General features: G+C 73.0%; 20 protein-coding genes and 1 riboswitch. Of the genes, 13 read left to right on the top strand and 7 right to left on the bottom strand.

Translation table 11 applies throughout. The features are described 5' to 3' along the window. The first annotated feature begins 97 nt into the window (after window positions 1–97). The gene (gene eno / locus ACH47X_RS13275) at window positions 98–1,405 is read left to right on the top strand and encodes a phosphopyruvate hydratase (protein ID WP_397404963.1); all 1,308 of its coding nucleotides are present in this window, start codon (window positions 98–100) and stop codon (window positions 1,403–1,405) included. Between the two features lie 34 nt (window positions 1,406–1,439). Here the strand turns inward: eno and ACH47X_RS13270 are convergent, their stop codons facing one another. Continuing rightward, the gene (locus tag ACH47X_RS13270) at window positions 1,440–1,961 is read right to left on the bottom strand and encodes a MarR family winged helix-turn-helix transcriptional regulator (protein ID WP_397404961.1); all 522 of its coding nucleotides are present in this window, start codon (window positions 1,959–1,961) and stop codon (window positions 1,440–1,442) included. Window positions 1,962–2,085: 124 nt separating this feature from the next. Between ACH47X_RS13270 and ACH47X_RS13265 the strand changes: the two genes are divergently transcribed. Continuing rightward, window positions 2,086–3,024, top strand: coding sequence for an NADP-dependent oxidoreductase (locus ACH47X_RS13265; RefSeq protein WP_397404959.1), 939 nt, complete (start codon window positions 2,086–2,088; stop codon window positions 3,022–3,024). Between the two features lie 119 nt (window positions 3,025–3,143). After that, a riboswitch (cyclic di-AMP (ydaO/yuaA leader) is annotated at window positions 3,144–3,295 on the top strand. Window positions 3,296–3,377: 82 nt separating this feature from the next. Beyond that, window positions 3,378–4,244 carry a M15 family metallopeptidase gene (locus ACH47X_RS13260; RefSeq protein ID WP_397404957.1) on the top strand — a complete coding sequence of 289 codons (867 nt, stop codon included), beginning with the start codon at window positions 3,378–3,380 and terminating at the stop codon, window positions 4,242–4,244. A 135-nt stretch (window positions 4,245–4,379) separates the two neighbouring features. Here ACH47X_RS13260 and ACH47X_RS13255 read toward each other — a convergent pair whose 3' ends face one another. Next, window positions 4,380–4,820 (bottom strand): HIT family protein, encoded by a 441-nt coding sequence (locus ACH47X_RS13255; protein WP_397405138.1) that lies wholly within the window; start codon window positions 4,818–4,820, stop codon window positions 4,380–4,382. A gap of 134 nt (window positions 4,821–4,954) precedes the next feature. On the opposite strand from ACH47X_RS13255, the gene ACH47X_RS13250 reads away from it, so the two are divergent. Both ACH47X_RS13250 and ACH47X_RS13245 read left to right on the top strand, forming a co-directional pair. After that, complete coding sequence (locus ACH47X_RS13250; protein WP_397404955.1) at window positions 4,955–6,346, top strand: cryptochrome/photolyase family protein; 1,392 nt, start codon at window positions 4,955–4,957, stop codon at window positions 6,344–6,346. Window positions 6,347–6,413: 67 nt separating this feature from the next. Beyond that, window positions 6,414–9,092: a LuxR C-terminal-related transcriptional regulator gene (locus ACH47X_RS13245; RefSeq protein WP_397404953.1), complete on the top strand. Its 2,679-nt coding sequence runs from the start codon at window positions 6,414–6,416 to the stop codon at window positions 9,090–9,092. Window positions 9,093–9,114: 22 nt separating this feature from the next. Here ACH47X_RS13245 and ACH47X_RS13240 read toward each other — a convergent pair whose 3' ends face one another. Beyond that, entirely contained in the window at window positions 9,115–9,876 is a 762-nt protein-coding gene (locus ACH47X_RS13240; RefSeq protein ID WP_397404951.1) for a hypothetical protein, read from the bottom strand. A gap of 148 nt (window positions 9,877–10,024) precedes the next feature. Between ACH47X_RS13240 and ACH47X_RS13235 the strand changes: the two genes are divergently transcribed. The 7 genes from ACH47X_RS13235 (at window position 10,025) to ACH47X_RS13205 (ending at window position 16,337) form a co-directional block, all read left to right on the top strand. Beyond that, a complete protein-coding gene (locus ACH47X_RS13235) occupies window positions 10,025–10,507 on the top strand; it encodes a DUF6325 family protein (RefSeq protein ID WP_397404949.1) in 483 nt (160 codons plus the stop codon). Continuing rightward, a complete protein-coding gene (locus tag ACH47X_RS13230; RefSeq protein WP_397404948.1) occupies window positions 10,507–10,797 on the top strand; it encodes an SHOCT domain-containing protein in 291 nt (96 codons plus the stop codon). Before ACH47X_RS13235 ends, ACH47X_RS13230 begins: the two co-directional genes overlap by 1 nt. Before the next feature lie 417 nt (window positions 10,798–11,214). Continuing rightward, complete coding sequence (locus ACH47X_RS13225) at window positions 11,215–12,546, top strand: ABC transporter substrate-binding protein (protein ID WP_397404946.1); 1,332 nt, start codon at window positions 11,215–11,217, stop codon at window positions 12,544–12,546. Window position 12,547: 1 nt separating this feature from the next. After that, complete coding sequence (locus tag ACH47X_RS13220; protein WP_397404944.1) at window positions 12,548–13,516, top strand: carbohydrate ABC transporter permease; 969 nt, start codon at window positions 12,548–12,550, stop codon at window positions 13,514–13,516. Between the two features lies 1 nt (window position 13,517). After that, window positions 13,518–14,435: a carbohydrate ABC transporter permease gene (locus tag ACH47X_RS13215; protein WP_397404942.1), complete on the top strand. Its 918-nt coding sequence runs from the start codon at window positions 13,518–13,520 to the stop codon at window positions 14,433–14,435. Window positions 14,436–14,459: 24 nt separating this feature from the next. Next, complete coding sequence (locus ACH47X_RS13210) at window positions 14,460–15,221, top strand: IclR family transcriptional regulator (RefSeq protein WP_397404940.1); 762 nt, start codon at window positions 14,460–14,462, stop codon at window positions 15,219–15,221. A 9-nt stretch (window positions 15,222–15,230) separates the two neighbouring features. Beyond that, the gene (locus ACH47X_RS13205; RefSeq protein ID WP_397404938.1) at window positions 15,231–16,337 is read left to right on the top strand and encodes an enolase C-terminal domain-like protein; all 1,107 of its coding nucleotides are present in this window, start codon (window positions 15,231–15,233) and stop codon (window positions 16,335–16,337) included. 92 nt (window positions 16,338–16,429) lie between these two features. Here ACH47X_RS13205 and ACH47X_RS13200 read toward each other — a convergent pair whose 3' ends face one another. Both ACH47X_RS13200 and ACH47X_RS13195 read right to left on the bottom strand, forming a co-directional pair. Then, entirely contained in the window at window positions 16,430–17,248 is an 819-nt protein-coding gene (locus tag ACH47X_RS13200; protein WP_397404936.1) for an alpha/beta fold hydrolase, read from the bottom strand. A gap of 99 nt (window positions 17,249–17,347) precedes the next feature. After that, window positions 17,348–18,013: a DUF4097 family beta strand repeat-containing protein gene (locus tag ACH47X_RS13195; RefSeq protein ID WP_397404934.1), complete on the bottom strand. Its 666-nt coding sequence runs from the start codon at window positions 18,011–18,013 to the stop codon at window positions 17,348–17,350. A 246-nt stretch (window positions 18,014–18,259) separates the two neighbouring features. On the opposite strand from ACH47X_RS13195, the gene ACH47X_RS13190 reads away from it, so the two are divergent. Further along, the gene (locus tag ACH47X_RS13190) at window positions 18,260–19,039 is read left to right on the top strand and encodes a GbsR/MarR family transcriptional regulator (RefSeq protein ID WP_397404932.1); all 780 of its coding nucleotides are present in this window, start codon (window positions 18,260–18,262) and stop codon (window positions 19,037–19,039) included. On the opposite strand, the gene ACH47X_RS13185 is transcribed toward ACH47X_RS13190, so the two are convergent. Next, a complete protein-coding gene (locus ACH47X_RS13185; RefSeq protein WP_397404930.1) occupies window positions 19,036–19,563 on the bottom strand; it encodes a hypothetical protein in 528 nt (175 codons plus the stop codon). The two genes, ACH47X_RS13190 and ACH47X_RS13185, sit on opposite strands and share 4 nt — an antisense overlap. 11 nt (window positions 19,564–19,574) lie before the next feature. Further along, the gene (locus ACH47X_RS13180; protein WP_397404928.1) at window positions 19,575–21,941 is read right to left on the bottom strand and encodes an arylsulfatase; all 2,367 of its coding nucleotides are present in this window, start codon (window positions 21,939–21,941) and stop codon (window positions 19,575–19,577) included. Window positions 21,942–22,000: the final 59 nt, after the last annotated feature.

Genomic DNA, 22,000 nt, shown 5'->3' with positions numbered 1-22,000 from the left:
CTAAACTGCACAGTCTTGCTGTATGGTTTGGCGCTGTCGGGCTCAGCGCCAGCGTCGTCGCAGCCGTGCCCGGCACACGACAACGGGAAGGACTCCCATGTCCGCAACAACAGCCGGAACCGTCAGCGCCGCGATCGAGACGGTGCGAGCCCGTCGGGTCCTCGACAGCCGGGGCAACCCGACGGTCGAGGTCGACGTCGTGCTGACGGATGGATCCCTGGGGCGCGCGATGGTTCCCTCGGGCGCCTCGACCGGTGCCCGGGAGGCCCTGGAGCTGCGCGACGGCGACCCCGCGCGCTGGCACGGGAAGGGCGTGGACCGCGCCGTCGGCCACGTCAACGGCGAGATCGCGGCAGCGGTGCGCGGCCGGGACGCGGCGGACCAGGCCGGCCTCGACGCCGCCCTGATCGAGCTCGACGGCACGGCCACGAAGTCGCGGCTCGGTGCCAACGCCATCCTCGGCGTCTCGCTGGCCACCGCCAAGGCCGCCGCCGTGGCCCACGGCCAGCCCCTCTACCGCTACCTCGGCGGGGACGCCGCACACCTGCTGCCGCTGCCGATGATGAACATCGTCAACGGCGGCGCCCACGCCGACAACCCGCTGGACTTCCAGGAGTTCATGATCGCGCCGCTGGGCGCGGACACCTTCGCCGAGGCGGTCCGCATGGGCAGCGAGGTCTTCCACACCCTGCGCCGCGACCTGCTGGCGGCCGGCCACTCCACGGGCGTCGGCGACGAGGGCGGGTTCGCCCCCGCGCTGCGGACCGCCGAGGAGGCCCTCGACTTCGTGGTGGCCGCGATCGAGCGCACCGGCTACCGGCCCGGCGTGGACGTCGGGCTGGTCATGGACCCGGCGTCGTCGGAGTTCTTCCGCGACGGGGTGTACGACTACGCGGGCGAGGGCGTGCACCGTACGCCCGCCGAGCACGCCGACTACCTGGCTGGGCTCATCGACGCCTACCCGGTGGTGTCCGTCGAGGACCCCATGGCCGAGAACGACCTGGACGGCTGGCGCGCGCTCACGGCCCGCGTCGGGGACCGCTGCCAGCTCACCGGCGACGACGTCTTCTGCACGAACGAGGCGCTGGTCCGCGAGGGCATCCGGACCGGCGTCGCCAACTCGGTCCTGGTCAAGGTGAACCAGATCGGCACGCTGACCGAGGCGCTCGCGACGGTGACCACCACGCACGAGGCCGGCTGGACGGTCGTCATGTCGCACCGGTCGGGCGAGACCGAGGACACGACCATCGCGGACCTGGCGGTGGCAACCGGCTGCGGTCAGATCAAGACCGGCTCGCTGTCACGGTCGGACCGGACGGCGAAGTACAACCAGCTGATCCGGATCGAGGAGGAGCTGGGGGAGTCGGGCCGTTTCGCGGGTCGTTCGGCGCTGGCGCGGGCGTAACCACGCCCGGGGCGCTCGATCGAGACGGTGTACCTCATCGCGAGTCGTCCGTCACCGCAGCCTTCCGACGCCGCCGCGCCCCCGCCGACCGCGGCGGCGTCTTCCGCATGTGGTCGCGCGCGCGCCCGAGGATGTCGGCGAGCGTCTCGACGTCGGCGCGGGACAGCGGGGCGAACAGCAGGTCGTCGAGCAGGCCGACGTGGCCTGGGAAGACCTCCGCGAGCACGGCGCGCCCGTCGTCGGTGATGGTGACGGTGACGCCGCGCTCGTCGTCCGCGGACTGCGAGCGGGTCACGAGGCCCCGCTTCTCGAGCGCCTGGGCCTGGTAGGTCAGCCCGCTGCGGCTGTAGACGACGCCGTCGGCGAGGTCGGTCATCCGCCGGCTGCCCGTCGGGGCGTCCCCGAGGGTCGCCAGGAGCTGGAACTGGACGTAGCTGAGGTCCCCGGCCTCGCGCAGCTGCTGCTCGACGGAGTGCTTCAGCAGGCTGCTCGCCTCGATCAGCGCGAAGTACGCGCCCAGCTGCGTCGCATCGAGGGGCGGTGGTGTCGAGGTCACGTCGCCAGCCTAGCCAGCGCGTCCGATGCTTCCAACTCGAAGTACTTGCTTCCAATTTGAAGCAGTGCTAGCGTGCTCGACAGTTGCTTCGAATCCGAAGCACATGACCGAAGGGAACGGCATCATGAAGGCAGTTCGGTTCCACGAGACGGGCGGCTCCGAGGTTCTGCGCTACGAGGACGTCGACCGGCCGGTTCCCGGCGCCGGCGAGGTGCTCGTCCGCGTCGCCGGTTCGGCGTTCAACCCGGCCGACGGCGGCATGCGCGGCGGATTCCTGCCGATCCCGATCGCGCTGCCGCATGTCCCGGGCTACGACGTCTCCGGCACGGTCGACGCGCTCGGTGACGGGGTGGACGGCCTCGCCGTGGGGCAGGATGTCGTCGGGTTCCTCCCGATGACGGCCGACGGCTCGGCGGCCCAGTACGTCGTCGCGCCGGCCGACGCCCTGGTCGCGGCCCCGACGCGGATCCCGCTGGCCGACGCCGCCGGGCTGCCGTCGGTGGGGCTCACCGCCTGGCAGGCACTGTTCGAGGCCGGCGAGCTCCGGGCCGGTCAGCGCCTGCTGGTCAACGGCGCCGGTGGCCCGGTGGGCGGCTACGCCGTGCAGCTCGCAAAGCATGCCGGCGCGTACGTCATCGCGACGGCCAGCCCGCGCAGTGCCGAGATCGTCCAGGCGGCCGGGGCGGACGAGATCGTCGACCACACGGCGGGCCCGGTGCTCGACGCGGTGACCGAGCCCGTCGACGTGCTGCTCAACCTGGCCCCGATCACCCCCGAGGGGTTCACGGCCCTGGCTGCCCGGGTCCGCGACGGCGGCGTCGTCGTCTCCACGACGCCGAGGGTGCAGACTCCTGGCGACGAGGGGCGGGGCGTGCGCGCGGCGACAGTATTCGTCCACCCCGACGCCGAGGTGCTCTTGGGCCTGGTCGCCCTGGTCGACAGCGGCGACCTGCGCGTCGAGATCGCCCGGCGCGTGCCGCTGGACGAGCTGCCCGCGATCCACGATCAGGCCGACGCGGGGCAGGTCCACGGCAAGGTCGTGGTGGTCCCGCCCGCCGTCTGACGGGACAGCCCACATCCGGCCTTCGTTACTATTTCGTGACATCTTTGCCAGAGCGGGGTACATTCGTTGCGGCCCGCAGCACCGCGGGACGTCCCGGCGGGCGCCGAGCCCTGTCACCGCCGGGGGTACCGACGAACCACATGACAGGGACGGGGGACCCACTTTTGGACACCTAGGTGTCCTCGGGGTGGAGTCGTGCGGTTTCGGCCGCCGGCCGGGTCAGTCTCCGACCCGAACCCGACAGCTAACCTCGCAGGCGCCGGGAGATGCTCCATGCCATCGACTTTCCCCGGGCGCGCACGCGTCCCCGGTCAGCCAGTCCTGCCGTGCCGCGCCCGATCCCGGGGAACCCGATGAGGCACGGGCGCGAGCGGTCCCTGCCGGAGCCCACGGGGCGTGCGGCGCGACGGGCCGGCGGGCGCCACAGCAAGGGCCGGCACGCCGCCGCCCCGGTGCGGCACCCGCGCCCGTCGGTCCGGGGCCGGCTGCCGCTGAAGATCGGTGTCGGCCTCGCGCTGGCCTCGACGACGTCGTTCACCGCCGTCTCCTTCGGGGCGCCGACCACGGGCGAGATCGCCCTCGGGGGCGACGCCGCCGCGGCGGCCGACGGGCAGGGCACGCAGAGCGCGGCAGCGGCCGCGCTGGCCGACCGGCAGAGCGGCGCCTCACGGAGCCAGGAGCGCTCGTCGCTCGGGGCGTCCGCCGGCGTGACCGTTCCCCGGGACGCGGTGCTCCCGGCCGAGGAGGCTTCCGCGGTGGAGGTCGACGCCCCGCCGGTGCTGCCCGGCTGCGACGGCGTGGCCACGGGCGCGGGCACGAACGGCCAGATCCCGGCCAGCGAGCTGTGCGACCTGTGGGACGGGTACCCCGCCATCCGCGCGGACGCGGCCGTGGCCCTGGCCCGCCTGAACCAGGCGTACACCGAGCAGTTCGGCGAGGCGATCTGCATCACCGACGGCTACCGCAGCTACGCGGCGCAGGTGACGGCCAAGGCCGCCAAGCCCACGCTGACGGCGACCCCGGGCACGTCCAACCACGGCTGGGGCCTCGCGATCGACATCTGCGCCGACGGCTACGCCGGCGACCGCTGGGACTGGCTCAAGGCCAACGCGCCGGAGTTCGGCTGGGACAACCCGGGCTGGGCGCAGGCGGGCGGCGTCGGCCCGTACGAGCCGTGGCACTGGGAGTTCACCGCCGCGGTCGCGCAGAAGGGTCAGTGAGGCGCGGCGCTCACCGCGCGCCCGCCTGAACAGTGTGGTCGGCAGGATGTCAGGTGGTCGGCAACCCGGGTTGCCGACCACCTGACATGCTGCCGACCAGCCGACCACCCCGCAGCCCACGCGCGCAGCGCCACCTCAGCCGAGCGCGTCCCGCAGCCGCGCGGCGTAGGCCCGGCGCCGCTCGACCGGGAGCCAGTCCGGCTCCGGGAGCGTGCCGTAGAGGTCGTCGCCGGGGTAGCGCGGGAAGAGGTGCTGATGGAAGTGCCAGACGTCCTGGTTGCCGGCGGGCTCGTTGTGCTGCCGGGTCGAGACGCCCGCGCAGTCGTAGGCGGTGCGCATCACCCGGGCGAGCAGCCGGGTCGCGTCGAAGACCGCGTGACCGTCCGCGGTCGGCAGGTCGTAGAGGTTCTCGTGGTGCGCCACCGGGATGATCAGCACGTGGCCGGGGTTTCGCGGCCACCATCGGGGCGCGATGATCGCGAAGACGCGGTCGTTCCGGTAGACCACCTCGGCCTCGCGCTCCGCGGTGAAGTCGCAGAACGGGCAGTCGTAGCCAGCGGGTTCGTGGTTGTGCAGGACGTGCCTCCCGGCAGTCGAGTGCGCGGCGGACGACGTCGGCGGACGCCTCCTGTCCGCGCTGGGCTCGCCAGCGTACTGCGGGCCGTTTCACCCGGGCGCGAGCCGGGCGCCGCACCCGTACCGTGGGCGGCATGACCGATGATGCGGCGCTGATCTGGTTCCGGCGCGACCTGCGCGTCGCCGACCAGCCGACCTTCCTCGCCGCGGGCCAGGGCACCCCCGCGCTCGCCCTGTTCGTGCTCGACCCGCGCCTGCTCGGGCCGGCCGGGGACGCGCGCCTGTGGTTCCTGTACGGGTGCCTGCGCGACCTGGACGAGAGCCTGGGTGGCCGGCTCCTGGTCGTCAAGGGCGACCCCGTCGAGGTCGTGCCCCGCGTCGCGGAGCAGGTCGGCGCGGGGACGGTGCACGTCGCCGCCGATTTCGGCCCCTACGGCCAGGCCCGGGACAACGACGTCGAGCAGGCGCTCGCGAAGGCCGACCGCGAGCTGGTGCGCACCGGCTCGCCCTACGCCGTCGCGCCCGGGCGGGTGCTGTCCGGGGACGGCGGCCGTTACCGGGTGTTCACCCCGTTCAGCCGGGCCTGGGCCGACCACGGCTGGCGCGCCCCCGCGGACACCGACGCCGGCTACCTGGACTGGATCGACCCGGCGACGGTCCACGTCCGGTCCACGAAGATCCCCGACCAGCCCGCAGTCGACGCCGACCTGCCCGAACCGGGGGAGGCGGCGGCGCACCGGCGGTGGGACGAGTTCGTGCGTGACCACCTGCAGGAGTACGCGGACGGCCGGGACCGGCCCGACCAGCCCGGCACCTCCCGCATGTCGGTCTACCTCAAGTACGGCTGCGTGCACCCGCGCAGCCTGCTCGCCGACATCGCGGCCAAGCGGTCGAACGGTGCCCAGTCGTTCCGCAACGAGCTCGCCTGGCGCGACTTCTACGCCGACGTGCTCGACCAGCGCCCGGACTCCGCCCGGCACAACTACGACCGTGCGTTCGACGCCCTGGCCACCGACAGCGGTCCCGAGGCCGACCGGCTGTTCGACGCGTGGCGTGAGGGCCGCACCGGCTACCCCGTCGTCGACGCCGGCATGCGCCAGCTCCTGGCCGAGGGCTGGATGCACAACCGGGTGCGGATGATCACGGCGTCGTTCCTGGTCAAGGACCTGCACCTGCCGTGGTGGTGGGGGGCTCGGCACTTCATGGGCCGGCTGGTCGACGGCGATCTCGCGTCCAACCAGCACGGCTGGCAGTGGGTGGCGGGCAGCGGCACCGACGCCGCCCCGTACTTCCGGGTGTTCAACCCGGTGCTGCAGGGCGAGCGGTTCGACCCGGACGGCGCCTACGTGCGTAAGTACGTGCCCGAGCTCGCGGACGTGCCCGGCAAGGCCGCCCACCAGCCCTGGAAGCTGCCGGGTGGTGTGCCGGCCGGGTACCCCGACCGCGTCGTCGACCACAAGGACGAGCGGGCCGTGGCCCTGGACCGCTACGAGGCCGTCAAGGAGGCCAAGCGCGCGGGTTCGTGACGGCCCCGCGGGGCGTGGGGCGCGGCCCGGGGATATCCTCGCAAGAGGTCCATCCCGTGGAGCGGCGATGACGCACTCACCTGGTCCGGGCGTACCGCATGACCGTCAGCCCGCGCCCGGTACCCCACCTGGTCCCCTGGCGACGGTCTACCAGGCCAAGCTGCGGCCTGCGGTCAACCCCGAGCACATCGTGCGCCGGCCCCGGCTCATCGAGCTGCTCGACACCGCCGTCGAGTCGCCGCTCACGCTCGTGGTCGCGCCGGCCGGCTCGGGCAAGACCTCCCTCCTGCGGGACTGGGTGGGCTGGACCGACCTGCCGCACGCCTGGCTGTCCGTGGACGAGTCGGACCGCGACCCCGCCCAGCTCTGGCTGAGCATCCTCGCCGCGCTCGACGGGATCGCCCCGGGGTGCGCCGAAGCGGCCGCCGACCTGATCCGGCGCCGGCGCGCGCTGCTCGACGCCGTCGGAACCCTGCTCGACGACCTGGAGTCACGCAGCTACGACCCGCGCGTGCTGGTGATCGACGACCTGGAGGTGGTCGACGAGGCGGTGGCCTCCGGGGCACTGACGATGTTCGTGCAGCACCTGCCGCGGTGGCTGCGCGTGGTCCTGGTCAGCCGGCACGCCCCGCACCTGCCCGTGGACCGGCTGCGCGCCCGCGGCATGCTCGGCGAGGTGCGGTTCCCCGAGCTCCGGTTCTCGTTCGACGAGGCGACCGAGATGCTCGCCCGGCTCGCGCCCACGCTGCCGCCGAACCGCGTCGCCAAGGCCGCCCGGCACGCGGGCGGCTGGGCCGCCAGCATCCAGCTCGCCGCCCTGGCGGCCCGCGCCGCCGACGCCCGGGCCTCCGCCGGCGCGCCGGGGCAGGACGACGTCGGCCGCTACCTCGGCGACTACGTGTGGCACGAGGTGCTGAGCGGCGAGCCCGCCGACGTCGTCGACGTGCTGATCGCCGTGTCCGTCGTGGACCGGGCCGAGCCCGACCTCGCACGGGCGCTCGCGGGCCGGTTCGACGCACCCCGCCTGCTGGAGCGGGCCGAGGAGCGGGGACTGTTCGCGGCACGCATCGAGCCCTCGGGGGCCTACGAGACGCACGCCCTGGTCCGGGACGCGCTCCTGGTCGAGCTGCGCCGGCGCGACCCCGAGCGCCTGGCCGAGCTGCACCAGCGCGCCGCGCGCTGGTTCGAGGACACCGGGCAGCCGGTGGCCGCCCTCGAGCACCTGCTGCGCGCCGAGGAGGGGCGCGAAGCCCTGCGACTGCTCGCGTCGTGCGTGCCGCAGCTCTACGACAGCGGCCGCGAGGCCACGGTGCGGCGCATGCTCGCCGAGATCCCGGCCGGCGCCGCGGCGTCCGACACGACCGCGGCCATCGACCTCGCGTGGTGCCAGCTCTTCGCCGACCGGAGCGCGTTCGTGCAGACCGTGCACGCCGTCGTGGCCCAGGCGGACAAGGACGACGGGCTGGAGCCGAAGCTGGTCGCGCGGCTGGAGATGCTGCGCGCGGCGTCGGCGGCGGTCTCGGGCGACTGGACCGCCGGGGCGCGGTCGGCCCGGTGGTCCCTGGCCGCGATCGGGGACGGGTGGCAGGCCGACCCGCTGTGCCGGTTCGGCTGGAACCTGCTGGCCCGCGAGGTCGCCCTCACCGAACGCTGGGACGACGCCGCGCCCGAGGTGCGCCAGGTGGCCCGCACCATCAGCACCGCCCCCGAACGGCGGATCGCGTTCGAGGCCACCCGGGCCCTGGGTGTGGCCCTCGCGGGCCGCGCGGTCGAGGCGCTGCGCCTGGTCTACGGCACGCGGCAGGTCTCGGAGACGACCAGCCAGACGACGGCGCGCACGGAGCTGGCGCTCGCCGAGGCGCTGGCCAACCGCGAGATCGGCGAGCAGTCCGCGGCGCTGCCCGTGCTGACGCATCTGGTCGAGACGGCGTGCGACCCGGTACCGCACTGCCGGCTGCTCGCGAGCCTGGAGCTGACGCGGGCCGCCGTCGACTCGGGGGATGCGGCCGCGGCCGAGCGGGCGTTCGGCGAGGCCACCGAGATGGTGGACACCCAGCTCCCGGGGCCCGGCAGCCGCACTCTGCTCGCCCGCACGGGCGCACTGCTCGCCCTGGCAGAGGACCGGCCCGACGACGCCCGGCGCTGGGCCACCGAGGTGGACGACCCGTTCTGGGGCGGGGTCGAGACCGCGCGCGTGCTCATCGCCACCGGCGACGTCGGCGCGGCGGACACGGCGCTGCGCGGGACCGCGCCGCGCTGCGTGCGCCACCACGTGCTCCTGGACCTGCTGCTGAGCCGCACCACCCAGGACGCGGACGAGGCCGAGGCGGCCCTGACGCGGGCGGTGCGGCTCGGGGCCGCGCACGGCCTGGTGCAGACCCTCGCGTCGGAGGGGACCGGTGTCGTCGAGTCGATCGAGCGGCTGGCCTGGCGGGTGCCGCAGCCCTGGCTCGACCGGCTCCGCCGGGTGCCGCTGTCGGGCGCCTCCCCACCCGGGACCGCCGTCGTCGAGCTCGTCGAGGCACTGACCGACCGGCAGCTCGGCATCCTGCGGATGCTGCCGAGCCGGCTGAGCCTGCGCGAGATCGCCGACGAGCTGTTCATCTCCGTGAACACCCTCAAGTTCCATCTCAAGGTGATCTACCGGAAGCTGGGCTGCGGCTCCCGCGCCGAGGCGGCCGACCTCGCCCGGGCGCTGATGAACCGGCACCGGCGCGGTCAGCCAGAGGGTGCCTGGCGGCGCTGAGCCTGGCGGCGCCGCGCCCGGCTCACCCTGCGCCGGGCGCCGTCAGCGCGGCGAGCGCCGCCTTGGTCTTGGTCTCCTGCGGGGCGCTCAGGTCGAGGCCCTTGCCCGCGAGGATGGCCTTGGTCTCCACGGCGGCCTGGAAGGCGGCGACCGGCGGAGCCTTGGTGGACAGTTCCAGGATCCGCTTGCCGTCGGGCATGGCCCACAGCTCGGCGACCATGCGCCGCGGGTACCCCTTGGCGCGGAACCGGCACTTGATCAGGTTGACCGGGCCGAGTACGACGAGGTCGTCGGGCGCGACGCCCTCGGGCATGCGCTCGCGCAGCAGGGCCCGCTGGTCGTCGTCGAGCATGCCGTGGATGCCGCGGGCGCCGGTCATCATCCTGCGTACCTTGCGGTCGGGCGCCTGGACGGTGAGCGAGCACGAGCAGGTGTAGCCGGCAGGTGAGGCGTCCACCTCGACCTTGAAGCCGTCGTGGCCGCGGTAGCCCTCGGGCACGTCCTCCGGCATCGCAGGCCGGAGCTTGACCGTCAGGTCGCCGGGCTTGCGCTGGGTGCGCCGGGCGCGCAGCACCACACCGGCGTCCGAGAGCCGCAGGTCGGGGGTGTCGACGAACGCGACCTGGCGCACGACGGCGTCGAGCGGGTCGATGCCGAGGACCCGCACGACGGAGCGCTGGAAGTCGTCGGGGACGGTGAGCTTGAGCTCGACCGAGTCGACGTCGGGCAGGAGCGCGAGGATGCCGGCGAGCTGGTCGGCGTCGTACGTAGGGATGGCGGACATGGGGGCCTCCGGGGGTCTGTCCCGTGATCATGGCGCGCGCCCGGGTGGCGCAGGTCCACCCCGGTCCGGGTGGGCCGCGACCACCCGGGGTGGTGTCAGGGTCGTGCCGGAAGCGTTGTACCCGCCCGCCACCACAGGAGGCCCGGAGATGACCGAGCTGGACGTCGGACCCATCGACTACCTTGCGCTGGAGTTCCCGCAGAGCAGGCTGAACGGCCAGGGTCTGGCGGCCCTGCTGGACCTGGTCGAACGAGGGATCATCCGGATCCTCGACCTGCGGGTCGCGCGCCGGACCGAGGAGGGTGACGTCGTCGCCGTCGAGCTGCGCGACCTCGACCACGACGGCGAGCTGGACCTCACCGTGTTCGAGGGCGTGGGCTCGGGCCTGCTCGACGACGACGACCTGAACCAGGGCGTCGAGCTGATCGCCCCCGGGAACGCCGTCGGCCTGATCGTGTACGAGAACACGTGGGCCGGCCCGTTCGTGACGGCCATGCGCGCCGCCGGTGCGGAGGTGATCGCCAGCGGCCGGATCCCGGTCGAGGACGTGGCCGCGGCGCTGGACGCCCTGGAGGCGGAGCAGACCTCGCCGAGCACGACGCCGGCGCAGACCCAGGGAGGGGAAGACTGATGGGACTCATCGGAGGCATGGCGCGAACAGCGGTCGTGGCCGGCACGGCCACGGCGGTGTCCAACCGGGTCTCGCGGCGGCAGGCGAACCGCTGGGCGACGCAGGAGAGCTACGCGCAGCCGCAGCAGCAGGCCCCGCAGCAGGTCTACGTGGCGCCGCCGCCCCAGCCCGCGTCGTCCGGGTCGGAGGACGTGATCGCCCAGCTCGAACGGCTCGGCAAGCTGCGGGACGAGGGCGTCCTGACCGACGCCGAGTTCAGCGCGCAGAAGGCCAGGATCCTGGCCGGCTGAGGGGTTTCCGCCGGCGGCGCCGTCCGCCGGCTCACGCGTACCGCGAGGACCGGAGGCTGCTCACGAGCGCCATGGACTCACCGCCCTCGAGGAGGCCTACGGCCGGCCGATGGCGAGGCTCGGCCAGGGCTCGCCGCCATCCACGCTCCCAACGAGAGCGTGGACCCCCCGCGAGATCGAGTCGATGGCCCACGCCACGGCCCGCTTCCTCCAGCTCTACGCGGATTCTGCCGCCCGCTGACCGGCAGAAAGCCCGCACCGGAATGTGTGTGCGCATGCTTTCGATCTCGAAAGCATGCGCACACACATTCTTGGCGCGGACTCTTGCGCGCTCTCCACCGCCTTCGCTAGTGTCCCGTTCATCGACACAGCAGTCCCGATCAGTGGGACGGCACACAACGAGGTGAAGACGTGGAGATGAGTACGCTCACGCGCCGCACGGTCCTGCGGGCCATCGGCGTCGCCGGGTTCGCCGGCGTCGCGGCGGCCGTCGCCGGCTGCGCGCCGACGATCGGCACGGCGCGGATGCCGCGGGTACCCGCGGCCTACGACGGGCCGCCGGTCACGCTGAAGTTCTGGAACGGGCTGACGGGCGGCGACGGCCCGGTCATGCGGACGCTGATCGAGGAGTTCACGCGGGAGCACCCGAACATCGGCATCGACATGTACGCCCTGCCGTGGGGCGACTTCTACCAGAAGTTCCCGGCGGCGGTCACGAGCGGCCTGGCGCCCGACTTCGCGCTCATGCACAACTTTCAGGTGGCGACCAACGCCGCGCGCCGGGTGATCATGCCCGTCGACGAGATCCTCGACACCGTGGGGCTCGCCGAGGCCGACTACCTCCCCGTGGTCTGGGGCTCCGGCGTCTACCGGGACCAGCGCTGGTCGCTGCCCCTGGACATGTGGCCCGACTCCCTGTTCTACAACCGCCGGGTGCTGGAGCAGGCCGGGCTCGACCCGGACGCACCGCCGACGGGCCGGGCCGCGTACGAGCACGCGCTCGACGCGCTGGCCTCGGCCGGCATCAGCGGCCACTGGCTGCCCGCCGTCGACCCGCAGGGCGTGGGGCGCGGGTTCGACTCCCTGCTCTGGCAGTTCGGGGGCGAGCACTACGACGACGCCGGCACCGCCGCCACGTTCGGCAGCCGGGCCGGGATCGATGCGCTGACCTGGCAGCAGACCCTGATCCGCGAGGGCTGGAGCCCGCGGAACGTCAGCGGCTCGGACGCCTCGACGGCGTTCAAGAACGACCAGAACGCCTTCCTGTGGGGCGGGCCCGGGGCCCTGATCAACGACCTCGGCTCGGTCGACGGCCTCGACTGGGACGTCGCCCCGCTGCCGCAGATCGGCGAGCGGCGCGCGGCGTTCTCGGGCTCGCACCAGTTCGTCGTCGCCCGCCAGCCGCGGTTCGACGCCGACCGGCTGGCCGCCGTCGTGACGTTCCTGGGCTGGATCCTGGCCAACTCGATCGGCTGGGCCACCGCGGGGCCCGTCCCTGCCCGCCTGCCGATCCTCGACTCGCCCGAGCTGGCCGAGCTGACAGCGCAGTCACACGTGGCCGAGGGCGTGGAGCACATCCGTTTCTACCCGCTGGTGCCGGGCATCGCGGAGGTGCAGACCACGATCCTGTACCCCGCGATCGGGGACGCCCTGCTCTCGCTCGGCGACCCGGGCGCGGCGCTGGAGACCGCGACGACCCAGGCGTCCTTCCTGCTGCAGGAGAACGCCGAGAAGTACGGGAGGGCCTGAGATGACCGCCACCACCCTGCCGGGCCGCCCCGCCGACGACGTCGCGCGCCGCCCCACCGAGCCGGCCCGCCGCAGCGCGGGGCCGCCGCACCGGCCCCGGCCCTGGACGCCGTACCTGTTCCTCGCGCCGTTCCTGCTGATCTTCGGCACGTTCGTGCTGGTCCCCGCCGTGTCCGGGCTCTGGATGAGCCTGCACAACTGGGACTTCTTCCTGCCCGACCGGCCGTTCGTCGGCCTGCAGAACTACGTCGACCTGTTCACCCCGGACGCGCTGGTGGCGCAGCAGTTCTGGGAGAGCATGCGGGCCACGGGCCTGTTCGTGGTGCTCTCGGTGCCGCTGCTCATGGCGATCCCGCTGGGCCTGGCGCTCCTGCTCAACCAGCGGTTCCGCGGGCGCACCTTCTTCCGCGCCGTGTTCTTCGCGCCCTACGTGCTGGGCGTCAGCGTGATCGGTCTGCTGTGGCAGTACCTGCTCAACGGCAACACGGGCCTGATCAACGGGTACCTCGCCGAGCTCGGCGTCACCGAGGCCGTGCCCTGGCTGACGGCGACCCCCTGGGTCTGGGTCTCCCTGGTGGGCGTCACCGTCTGGTGGACCATGGGCTTCAACTCCGTGGTCTACCTCGCGGGTCTGCAGAACGTGGACGACGCGCTCTACGACGCCGCCAAGGTGGACGGCGCGAGCCGCTGGCAGCAGTTCGTGCACGTGACGATCCCGCAGCTGCGCCCCGTGCTCCTCTTCGTGCTGACCATGACCGTGCTGGCCTCGGCCAACATGTTCGGCCAGTCCTACCTGCTCACGGCGGGCAACCCGTCCAACGAGACGCGCACCGCCATCATGTTCATCGCCGAGGTGGGCCTGGAGCAGTTCCGCATGGGCCTGGCCGCAGCCATGAGCTACCTGCTCGCGCTGCTGCTGATCGTCGTGAGCGCCCTGAACTTCCTGTTCCTGCGACAGAAGGAGAGCTGACGTGGCGACCACCGTCGTTCCCCCCGGCAGCACCACCCCGCCCGCGGCCCCGCGGCGGCCCGTAGCCCGAGCCCGGCGCGACGAGGCGACCGGCCGCGGCGTCGTCGGCACCCTGCTGCTGTACGCGGCACTGCTGATCCTGTCGGTGATCATCATGGCCCCGCTGCTGTGGATGCTCTCGACGTCGTTCAAGACCACCGGCGACGCCACCGCGCTGCCGCCCGCGTGGGTCCCGCCCACCCCGACCATGGAGGGCTACACCAAGCTCTTCGCCGACGCGCAGGCCCCGCTGCTGCGCTGGCTCGGCAACTCGGTGCTCGTGGGCGTGCTGCACACGGTGCTGGTGCTGGCCACCGCCTCGGCGGCCGCCTACCCGCTGGCCCGCATGCGGTTCCCGGGCCGGCGCATCGTGTTCGCGCTGATCATCGGCACCCTGTTCGTGCCGGGGTTCGTCTTCCTCATGCCGAACTACCTGATCGCCGACGGGCTCGGCTGGCTCGACACCATGTGGGCGCTCGTCATCCCGGGCGCCGCGAGCGCGTTCGGCGTGTTCTTCCTGGTCCAGTTCTTCCAGAGCCTCCCGGCGGAGCTGGAGGAGGCGGCGCTGATCGACGGTGCCAACCGCTGGCAGATCTTCGTGCGCGTGGTGCTGCCACTGTCCCGGGCGCCGCTCGCGACGCTCGGTCTGCTGTCGTTCCTGGGGAGCTGGAACGACTTCCTCTGGCCGTTGTACGTGCTGTTCAACCCGGAGCAGCTCACGCTTCCCGCGGGCCTGGCGACCCTGCGCGGCGCCTATGCCACCGACTATCCGGCGGTCATGGCGGGCGCGGCGATCGCGAGCATCCCGGTGCTGATCCTGTTCGCGTTCGTGCAGCGCTTCGTGATCGCCGGCGTGGCCCGTTCGGGTCTCAAGGGATGAGCCGGCCCCGTGGAGAATGGCAGCGTGAATGACTCCACCGGCACCCTCGCACGCGGCCTGGACATCATCGAACGGCTCGCCGCGACGCCGGGCGCGACCGTTCAGCGCCTGGCCACCGACCTCGACCTCAGCCGCAGCGCCGCCTACCGCATCGTCGGCACGCTGCGGGAGCGCGGCTACGTCGTGGGCGAGACCGAGCTGCGCCTCGGTCCCGTCGTCATGCGGCTCGGCCTGCAGGCGCTGGACGGCCTCGACATCCACGCCGTCGGGCCCGAGCACCTGCGGGAGCTGGTCGCGGAGACGGAGGAGACGGCGTTCATCGCGATCTTCGACGACGACCAGATGTGCTACGTGATGCAGGAGGAGGGGCCGCAGGTGGTGAAGGTGGTGTCCAAGCTCGGCAGCCGGGCGCCGCTGCACGCGTCGGGCCTGGGCAAGGCCTACCTGTCGGCGCTGCCCGCCGCCGAGGCCGAGGCGGTCGTGGGCCGCATCCCGCTCACGGGCTACACGGACACCACCTTCACCACCCCGCCCGCGCTGCACGCCGAGCTCGCCCGCATCCGCGAGCTCGGCTGGGCCCTCGACGACGCCGAGCGCGAGCCCGGCGTGCGCTGCGTGGCCGCGCCGATCCGCGGCGCGGGCGACCTGCCCGTCGCGGCGATCAGCGTGGCCGGGCCGCGCGACCGCATCGTCGCGGCCCAGCCCGCCATCGTGACGGCGGTGCGCCGCACCGCCGCTCGCCTGTCCGTCGCGCTCGGCGCGGCACGCCCACCCGACCTGCCCTGATTGGATCCCATGGCCTCCGCAGACCCCCGTATCAGCTCCGTCCGGCTCGCCTCGCTGGAGACCCGCTACCCCCGGACCGTGGGCCGCAACGCCCGGCTCGGCAGCCACGGCTCCGGCCCCGACTCCCACGTCGCGGTGCTGGTCACCGAGGACGGCCGGACCGGCTGGGGACTGTTCGAGGGGTCGCCGGGCGACGTCGCCCGGGTCGAGGGGCGCCTGCTCTCGGAGCTGATCGACCCCGCCACCGGCATCCGCGACGACGCGGAGCACTGGCTGGACATCGCCCTGCACGACCTCCTCGGCGTGGTGCTCGACGTGCCTGTGCACGCGCTGCTCGGCGGGAGCGGCTCGCCCGACGTCGCCGTCTACGACGGAGCCGTCTACTTCGACGACCTCGACCCGGACGACGCGCCGCGCGGCGTCGGCGTGCTGGTCGAGGAGTGCCGGGCCGACGCCGCCCTGGGCTTCCGGGACTTCAAGCTCAAGATCGGCCGCGGCAACAAGTGGCTGCCGCGGGAGGCCGGCGACGCCCGCGACATCGAGGTGACCCGCGCCGTCCGCGACGCGTTCCCCGACGCCCGCATCCTGGTGGACGCCAACGACGGCTACGCCCGCGACGGGTTCATCACCTACCTGGAGGCCGTCGCCGACGTCGGCCTGTTCTGGGTCGAGGAGCCGTTCCTCGACGATGCCGACGATCTCAAGGCGCTCCGCTCCTGGCTCGACGCCCACTCGCCGGAGACGCGCATCGCGGAGGGCGAGACCTCGCCCGACGTCGCCGCGCTGCGGCCGGTCGCCGCCGCCGGGTCGATCGACGTGCTGCTCATGGACGTCATGTCGTACGGCCTCACCGCGTGGCGGCGCCTGATGCCCGAGCTCGTGGTGGACGGCGTGCACGGCTCCCCGCACGCCTGGGGCCGGCCGCTCAAGACGCGGTACGCCGCACACCTCGCCGCCGGGCTCGGCAACGTCGAGATCGTCGAGGGCGTGCCCGGCACCGTGGCCGGCGTCGACCCGCGGCTGCTCGGCCCGGTCGACGGCGTGCTGCGGCTGGGCGACGCCCCGGGCTTCGGCATCCCGGTGCCCGAGGACGCGCACCTGCGGCCGATCGGCTGACCCGGCATCAACGTCGGCTGCCGGCGTCGGACACGGAACGAGGGCCGGGGCGTCGCTCGCGCGACGCCCCGGCCCTCGTCCTCCCGTGCCGCCTACCTCTGCGCGGTGCCCAGGTCCGCGACCTCTCGGATCGCGTCACCGATCGCGTGGTAGTCCTTGCTGAGGATCGCCCCGTGGTTGCTGGCGACCTTCGCGCTGATCCTGATGTTCGGGTTGTCGGCGGTCGCCGCCTCCAGCCCGGCCCGGATCTGCTCCTGCTCGTCGCCCTTGCTGCCCAGGGACGTGCCCGAGGCCACGACGTACCGGACCGGGACGCGGATGTCGTTCAGCACCGGCGCCAGGGCCGCCTCCCGGGACAGCTTGCCGAGCTCGATGTTGCTCTCGGCCTGCTGCGCCGCCGACATCCGGGGGGTGATGCCGGTGATCCGCAGCGGGACCGTGAACCAGCTCATCCGGCGGAAGAGCTTGCGGATCCGCACCTCCATCGCGTCGTCGAGCCAGTCGTGCGGGAAGGCACCGTCGACCAGGACCGCACCCAGGGTGCGCTCCGGGTTGCGCTGCGCCCAGTGGGCGGCGACCACGGCCCCGTAGGACCAGCCCACCACCAGGGCCTTCTCCACGCCGCGCGCCGCGAGGACGGCGTCCACGTCGCGGACGGCGGCCTCGAAGGAGTAGTCGGACGAGGTGCCGGACTTCTTGCCGCGGGCCCGCTCGTCGAAGGTGATGTGCCGGTAGCCGCTGCCCAGGTCGGCGAGGGTCTTCCGCCAGTAGCCCTGCGTGGCGAACTGGCCGTTCAGGAAGACGACCGGGAGGCCCGGGCCGCCGGTGTCGGTCACGGCCAGCGCGGTGTCGTCGACCGGCACCAGGCCGGACCACGCGGTGCTGGTCGAGGAAGCGCTGTCGTTCGTCATGTTCTCCACCTGTCGGTTCGTGGTGCGGGAAGTGGTGCTGGTCGGTGCGCGGTGCGCGGGTGATGCCTGGTCCGGGCCCTGCGGCCCGGACCGGTCGGATCAGAGGCTGCTGGCGGTGATGTCGCCGTGGGCGGTCGTCGCGCGGATGTCGAGCACGGCGGCGCCGTCGTTCTTGAGGGTGTTGCTGATGCGGCCGAGGGTCGTACCGGCGTCGAGCGCGGCCGAGACGCCGGCGCTCGCGGCGACCGTGATGTCACCGGACTGGGTGCTGAGCACGACCGAACCGCGTGTCGCCTCGGCGATGCGGATGTCACCGCGGGCGGTGCTGATCTCGGCGGCGCCGGTGAGCCGGCCCACCTCGACGTCGCCGTCGATCGCGGTGAGGCGGAGCGTCGCCGCCTCGTCGACCTTGATCTGCTGGTACGCGCCGTCGAAGACGACGTCGCCCAGGCGGCCGACGGCGCGCAGCTCGGCGGCGTCGGACCTGCCCTCGAGACCCGACCCGGCGGGGAGCTGGACGGTGACCTCCACGGAACCCGCGTGGCCGACGAGCTTGTTGCGCGGCTCGGCGGTGCGGATCTCCAGCACGCCGTCGGTGAAGGTGACGGTGGTCTGCTCAGCGGTCTGGACGTCGCGGTTCTTGGCGGGGTTGGTGGGCCGGACCTCGACGGTGGTGTCGGTGCGGTCGGCGGCGATGAGCTGGACCCGTCCGGCGGGGATCTCGACGACGGCGGAGATCGCGGCGGGGGTGGCGAAGTTCTGCATGGTGATCGACTCCTGTGCTGGTGGCTGCCCTGTGTTTCTGACATCGCAAACGCTACGTTGCTTTCCAGAACCAGGCAACATACTTGTTGCGTTGTTCTTCTGTTTACGCAGGTCAGGAGCACAAAACTGTTGCAACAGATCAGAAAGTAACGCAACGCAACGCTCGACCGCATTGCAATGGAGTGGAAGTGAACGCTATGGTGGGCAGGCAGGGACCACCCCGAGAGTTCACCGGAGGAGACCGTCATGCCGGGAGGCCGACTCACCAGGCAGGAGCGCCAGCAGATCGCGCTGGGGCTGGCCGACGACCTGTCCTACGCCGAGATCGCCCGGCGCCTGGACCGCCCGACCTCCACGGTCACGCGCGAGGTGCTGCGCAACGGCGGCCCCACCGGCTACCGCGCCGAGGTGGCGCACCGCGCCACGGAGCGCCGGGCCCACCGCAGCCGGCAGGCCACGCCCCGGGACGCTCAGCCGGCCCCGCAGGCCCACGGGCGCGACGCGGCGGCGGTGGCCGACTTCGAGGAGTCGCTCACCGGCGTGCTGATGGCCTCGGGTCTGCCCAGGATGACCGCGCGCGTGCTGACCTGCTTGTTCACGACCGACGCCGGGAGCGTCACGGCGGCCGAGCTGGTTCAGCGCCTCCAGGTGAGCCCGGCCTCCGTGTCGAAGGCGATCACCTTTCTCGAGAGCCAGGGCCTCGTGCGCCGGGAGCGCGACGAGGGCGGCCGGCGCGAGCGGTACGTGGCGGACAACGACGTCTGGTACCAGTCGACGATCGCCAGCGCCCGGGCCAACGACCAGCTCGCCGCCACCGCCCGCGAGGGCGTCGTCGTGCTCGGGGCGAGCACACCCGCCGCCGCGCGGCTGGAGAACATCGCCCGGTTCCTCGACTTCATCAGCGAGAGCATCGTCCGGGCCGCCGAGCAGGCGCGCGAGGTGCTGCACACGGGGCCCGCCACCGCGACCTCCGCTCCGCCCGACGACGGGAGCGACGTCGCCGGACCCGACGGCCGCACCGGCTAGTGCAGGGCCAGCTTGAGCCCGATCATCGCGACGCCCAGCAGACCCGCGACCAGGGTGGAGCCGAGGCGCCTGCGGCCCGTCAGCCCGCCGTCCGTGCTCATGCGCCAGCCCACGAGCAGCAGCAGCGCGAGGTTGACCAGGAGCGCGATGTCGACGGCGAGGTTCGGCGGCACCCGCAGCACCGCCTCGATCAGCAGCACGACGACGGGCGCGGTGCACGCCGCGACGAGCGGCAGGCCCTCGCCGAGCACGTGCCGGCGCTCATCGGGGTACAGGGGGCGGCGGGCCACGGAGCGCGCGGCGATCAGGTGGGCGTACGACTCGGCGCACCAGTAGACCAGCAGCGTGCCGCCCAGCAGGATGGCGACCCGGACGAGCCCGAGCTCCGAGGGGGCTGACGCGAGCACGGACCCGGTGATGACCAGCCCGTACAGGTACGCCGCCCGCTCCTTGAGCGACTCGCCCCGCTCGCCGGCGGCGGGGCCCGCGGCGGCGTGGCGTGGTCGCGGATCCTCGGCGCGCACGGCGGACCCGCCTACTGCCGGGCCATCGCGACCCGGAGCCGCTCTTCGGGGCTGATGTAGTGGTCGTGGTCGTCGGTGCCGACGTCGAGCTGCACCCAGCTGATCCGCCCGGCGAACCGGCTGGAGGCCGGGGTGTAGGCGCCGGAGACGCTGGTCCCGGACTCGTAGCCGATGTCGGTGGTCTCGTCGGCCGAGAAGACCAGCGGCTGGGTGGCGTCCACCCGGCCGCTGCCCACCGGCGACCCGTCGTGGAAGAGGGTGACCGTGCCGCCCTTGCCCAGCCCGCCGCCGTCATAGGCGAGCTCCGCGCGCAGCTGGTGCTTGCCGCCGGGCACCGGCTCGCCGGCCGTGACGTCGTACCGGCGGATGCCGAGCACGTTGTACGTGAAGTTCAGCCGTCCGTCCACGACGTGCACGCACCAGCCGCCGAACCGGCCGCCCTGCGCGATGAGCACGCCGGAGGCCGTGCCCGGCGGGACATCGACCTCGGCCGTCACGGAGAACGACCGGTTCTTCACGCTGACGATGCTGTTCTCGGACAGCCGCCCCATGCCGGGGAAGAAGAGCTGCGAGCCGCCGTGGATGAGGGTGGGCCGGCCGGCGAGCTCGGGCACGAGCCGTTCGGCGGTGCGGTCGTCCATGGGCAGCACGTTGTACTTCGTGGCCTCGATGAGCCACAGCCGCTGGAGCCGGGCCAGCATCTCGGGGCGCTCGGCGGCCAGGTCGTGCGCCTGGCTGAAGTCGGTCCGGCCGTCGTACAGCTCCCAGACGTCGTCGTCGAACGCGGGCGGCTCCGCGCCGGTGAGCGCCCACGGGGTGCGGTGCTTCGTGACCGCGCTCCACCCGCGGTCGTAGATCCCGCGGTTGGCGAACATCTCGAAGTACTGCAGGTCGTGCCGCTCCGGCATCGTGGCGTCGTCGAACGTGTAGAGCATTGAGGTGCCCTCGATGGGCGACTGCAGCACACCGTTCACGGTGGTCGGCTCGGGCAGCCCGGCTGCCTCCAGGATCGTGGGGGCCACGTCGATGACGTGCGTGAACTGCGAGCGGAGGCCGCCGTGCTCGGCGATGCGGTCCGGCCAGTGCACGATCGTGCCGGTGCGGGTGCCGCCCCAGTGCGAGGCGACCTGCTTGGTCCACTGGTACGGGGTGTCCATGGCCCATGCCCAGCCCACGGCGTAGTGGTTGTACGAGCTGGGGGAGCCGAGCTCGTCCATCTTGGAGCGCAGGAACTCGGGCGTCTCCAGTGCGGCCATGCCGTTGAAGTTCGCCATCTCGTTGAAGGCGCCGTTGACCGTGCCCTCGGCCGAGGCCCCGTTGTCGCCGATGATGTAGTAGACGATCGTCTCGTCGAGTACGTCCAGGTCCTCCAGGGTGTCGATCAGCCGCCCGACCTGCACGTCCGTGTGTTCCAGGAAGCCCGCGTAGGTCTCCATCTGGCGCGCGAGCACGGGCCTGAGCTCGTCCGGCATGTCGGCCCAGGCTGGGATCTCGTCGTGCCGCTCGGTCAGGTCGGCCTCGGGCGGCACCACGCCGAGCTCCTTCTGCCGGGCGAAGGTGCGCTCGCGCTGCACGTCCCACCCGTCGTCGAACGTGCCGCGGTACTTCTCGATCCACTCCCGCGGCACGTGGTGCGGGGCGTGCGTCGCGCCGGGGGCGAGGTAGACGAAGAACGGCTTGTCGGGCATCAGCGCCTTCTGCTGCCGTACCCAGGAGCACGCGTGGTCCACCAGGTCCTCGGTGAGGTGGTAGCCCTCCTCGGCCGTGGCCGGAGGCTCGACCGGAGTGGTCCCGCTGTACAGCGCGGGGGCCCACTGGTTGTTCTCGCCGCCGATGAACCCGTAGAACGTCTCGAAGCCCCCGCCGCCGGTCGGCCACGCGTCGAACGGGCCCATCGGCGACGACTGCCACACCGGCACCTCGTGGCACTTGCCGAACTGCGCCGTCGAGTACCCGTTCAGCCGCAGCGTCTCGGCCAGCGGAGCCTTGGTGTTCGGACGAAGCGAGCTGTTCCCAGGGGCCGACGTCGCCGTCTCGGTGATGCTTCCCATGCCCACGGAGTGGTGGTTGCGGCCCGTCAGGAGCGCCTGACGCGTCGGTGCGCACAGGGCGGTGGTGTGGAACCGGTTGAACCGCAGGCCGCCGGCGGCGAGCCGTTCCGCCGTCGGCGTCCGGCAGGGGCCGCCGAACGCGCTCGCCGCGCCGAAGCCGACGTCGTCGAGCAGCACGATCAGCACGTTGGGGGCGCCCGGCGGGGGCAGCAGCGGCTCGATCGGCGGGTACGAGGTGGCGGGATCCTTGGCGTCGTACGTCGTCAGGCCCGGTGTCGGCCGGTCCGGGATGGGAAGCATCGTGCGGGCGTGCGTGTCGGGACGCATGGGGGCTCCGCTTCGTCACGGGGGAGGACGGGCCCCTCTCACGCTAGGCCGGTGTCCCG

Origin of the sequence: Promicromonospora kroppenstedtii (assembly GCF_044389675.1) — a bacterium.
Classification (GTDB): domain Bacteria; phylum Actinomycetota; class Actinomycetes; order Actinomycetales; family Cellulomonadaceae; genus Promicromonospora; species Promicromonospora kroppenstedtii.
This window is presented reverse-complemented; position numbering and strand designations above follow the sequence as displayed.

What these genes read in the sequence shown, in the direction of transcription:
- ACH47X_RS13260 (WP_397404957.1), top strand. Translation starts at nt 3,378, where the DNA reads ATGAGGCACGGGCGCGAGCGGTCCCTGCCGGAGCCCACGGGGCGTGCG.
- ACH47X_RS13200 (WP_397404936.1), bottom strand. Translation starts at nt 17,248, where the DNA reads ATGACGAACGACAGCGCTTCCTCGACCAGCACCGCGTGGTCCGGCCTG.
- ACH47X_RS13235 (WP_397404949.1), top strand. Translation starts at nt 10,025, where the DNA reads ATGACCGAGCTGGACGTCGGACCCATCGACTACCTTGCGCTGGAGTTC.
- ACH47X_RS13195 (WP_397404934.1), bottom strand. Translation starts at nt 18,013, where the DNA reads ATGCAGAACTTCGCCACCCCCGCCGCGATCTCCGCCGTCGTCGAGATC.
- ACH47X_RS13180 (WP_397404928.1), bottom strand. Translation starts at nt 21,941, where the DNA reads ATGCGTCCCGACACGCACGCCCGCACGATGCTTCCCATCCCGGACCGG.
- ACH47X_RS13190 (WP_397404932.1), top strand. Translation starts at nt 18,260, where the DNA reads ATGCCGGGAGGCCGACTCACCAGGCAGGAGCGCCAGCAGATCGCGCTG.
- ACH47X_RS13205 (WP_397404938.1), top strand. Translation starts at nt 15,231, where the DNA reads ATGGCCTCCGCAGACCCCCGTATCAGCTCCGTCCGGCTCGCCTCGCTG.
- ACH47X_RS13240 (WP_397404951.1), bottom strand. Translation starts at nt 9,876, where the DNA reads ATGTCCGCCATCCCTACGTACGACGCCGACCAGCTCGCCGGCATCCTC.
- ACH47X_RS13245 (WP_397404953.1), top strand. Translation starts at nt 6,414, where the DNA reads ATGACGCACTCACCTGGTCCGGGCGTACCGCATGACCGTCAGCCCGCG.
- ACH47X_RS13250 (WP_397404955.1), top strand. Translation starts at nt 4,955, where the DNA reads ATGACCGATGATGCGGCGCTGATCTGGTTCCGGCGCGACCTGCGCGTC.
- ACH47X_RS13265 (WP_397404959.1), top strand. Translation starts at nt 2,086, where the DNA reads ATGAAGGCAGTTCGGTTCCACGAGACGGGCGGCTCCGAGGTTCTGCGC.
- ACH47X_RS13225 (WP_397404946.1), top strand. Translation starts at nt 11,215, where the DNA reads ATGAGTACGCTCACGCGCCGCACGGTCCTGCGGGCCATCGGCGTCGCC.
- ACH47X_RS13230 (WP_397404948.1), top strand. Translation starts at nt 10,507, where the DNA reads ATGGGACTCATCGGAGGCATGGCGCGAACAGCGGTCGTGGCCGGCACG.
- ACH47X_RS13220 (WP_397404944.1), top strand. Translation starts at nt 12,548, where the DNA reads ATGACCGCCACCACCCTGCCGGGCCGCCCCGCCGACGACGTCGCGCGC.
- eno (WP_397404963.1), top strand. Translation starts at nt 98, where the DNA reads ATGTCCGCAACAACAGCCGGAACCGTCAGCGCCGCGATCGAGACGGTG.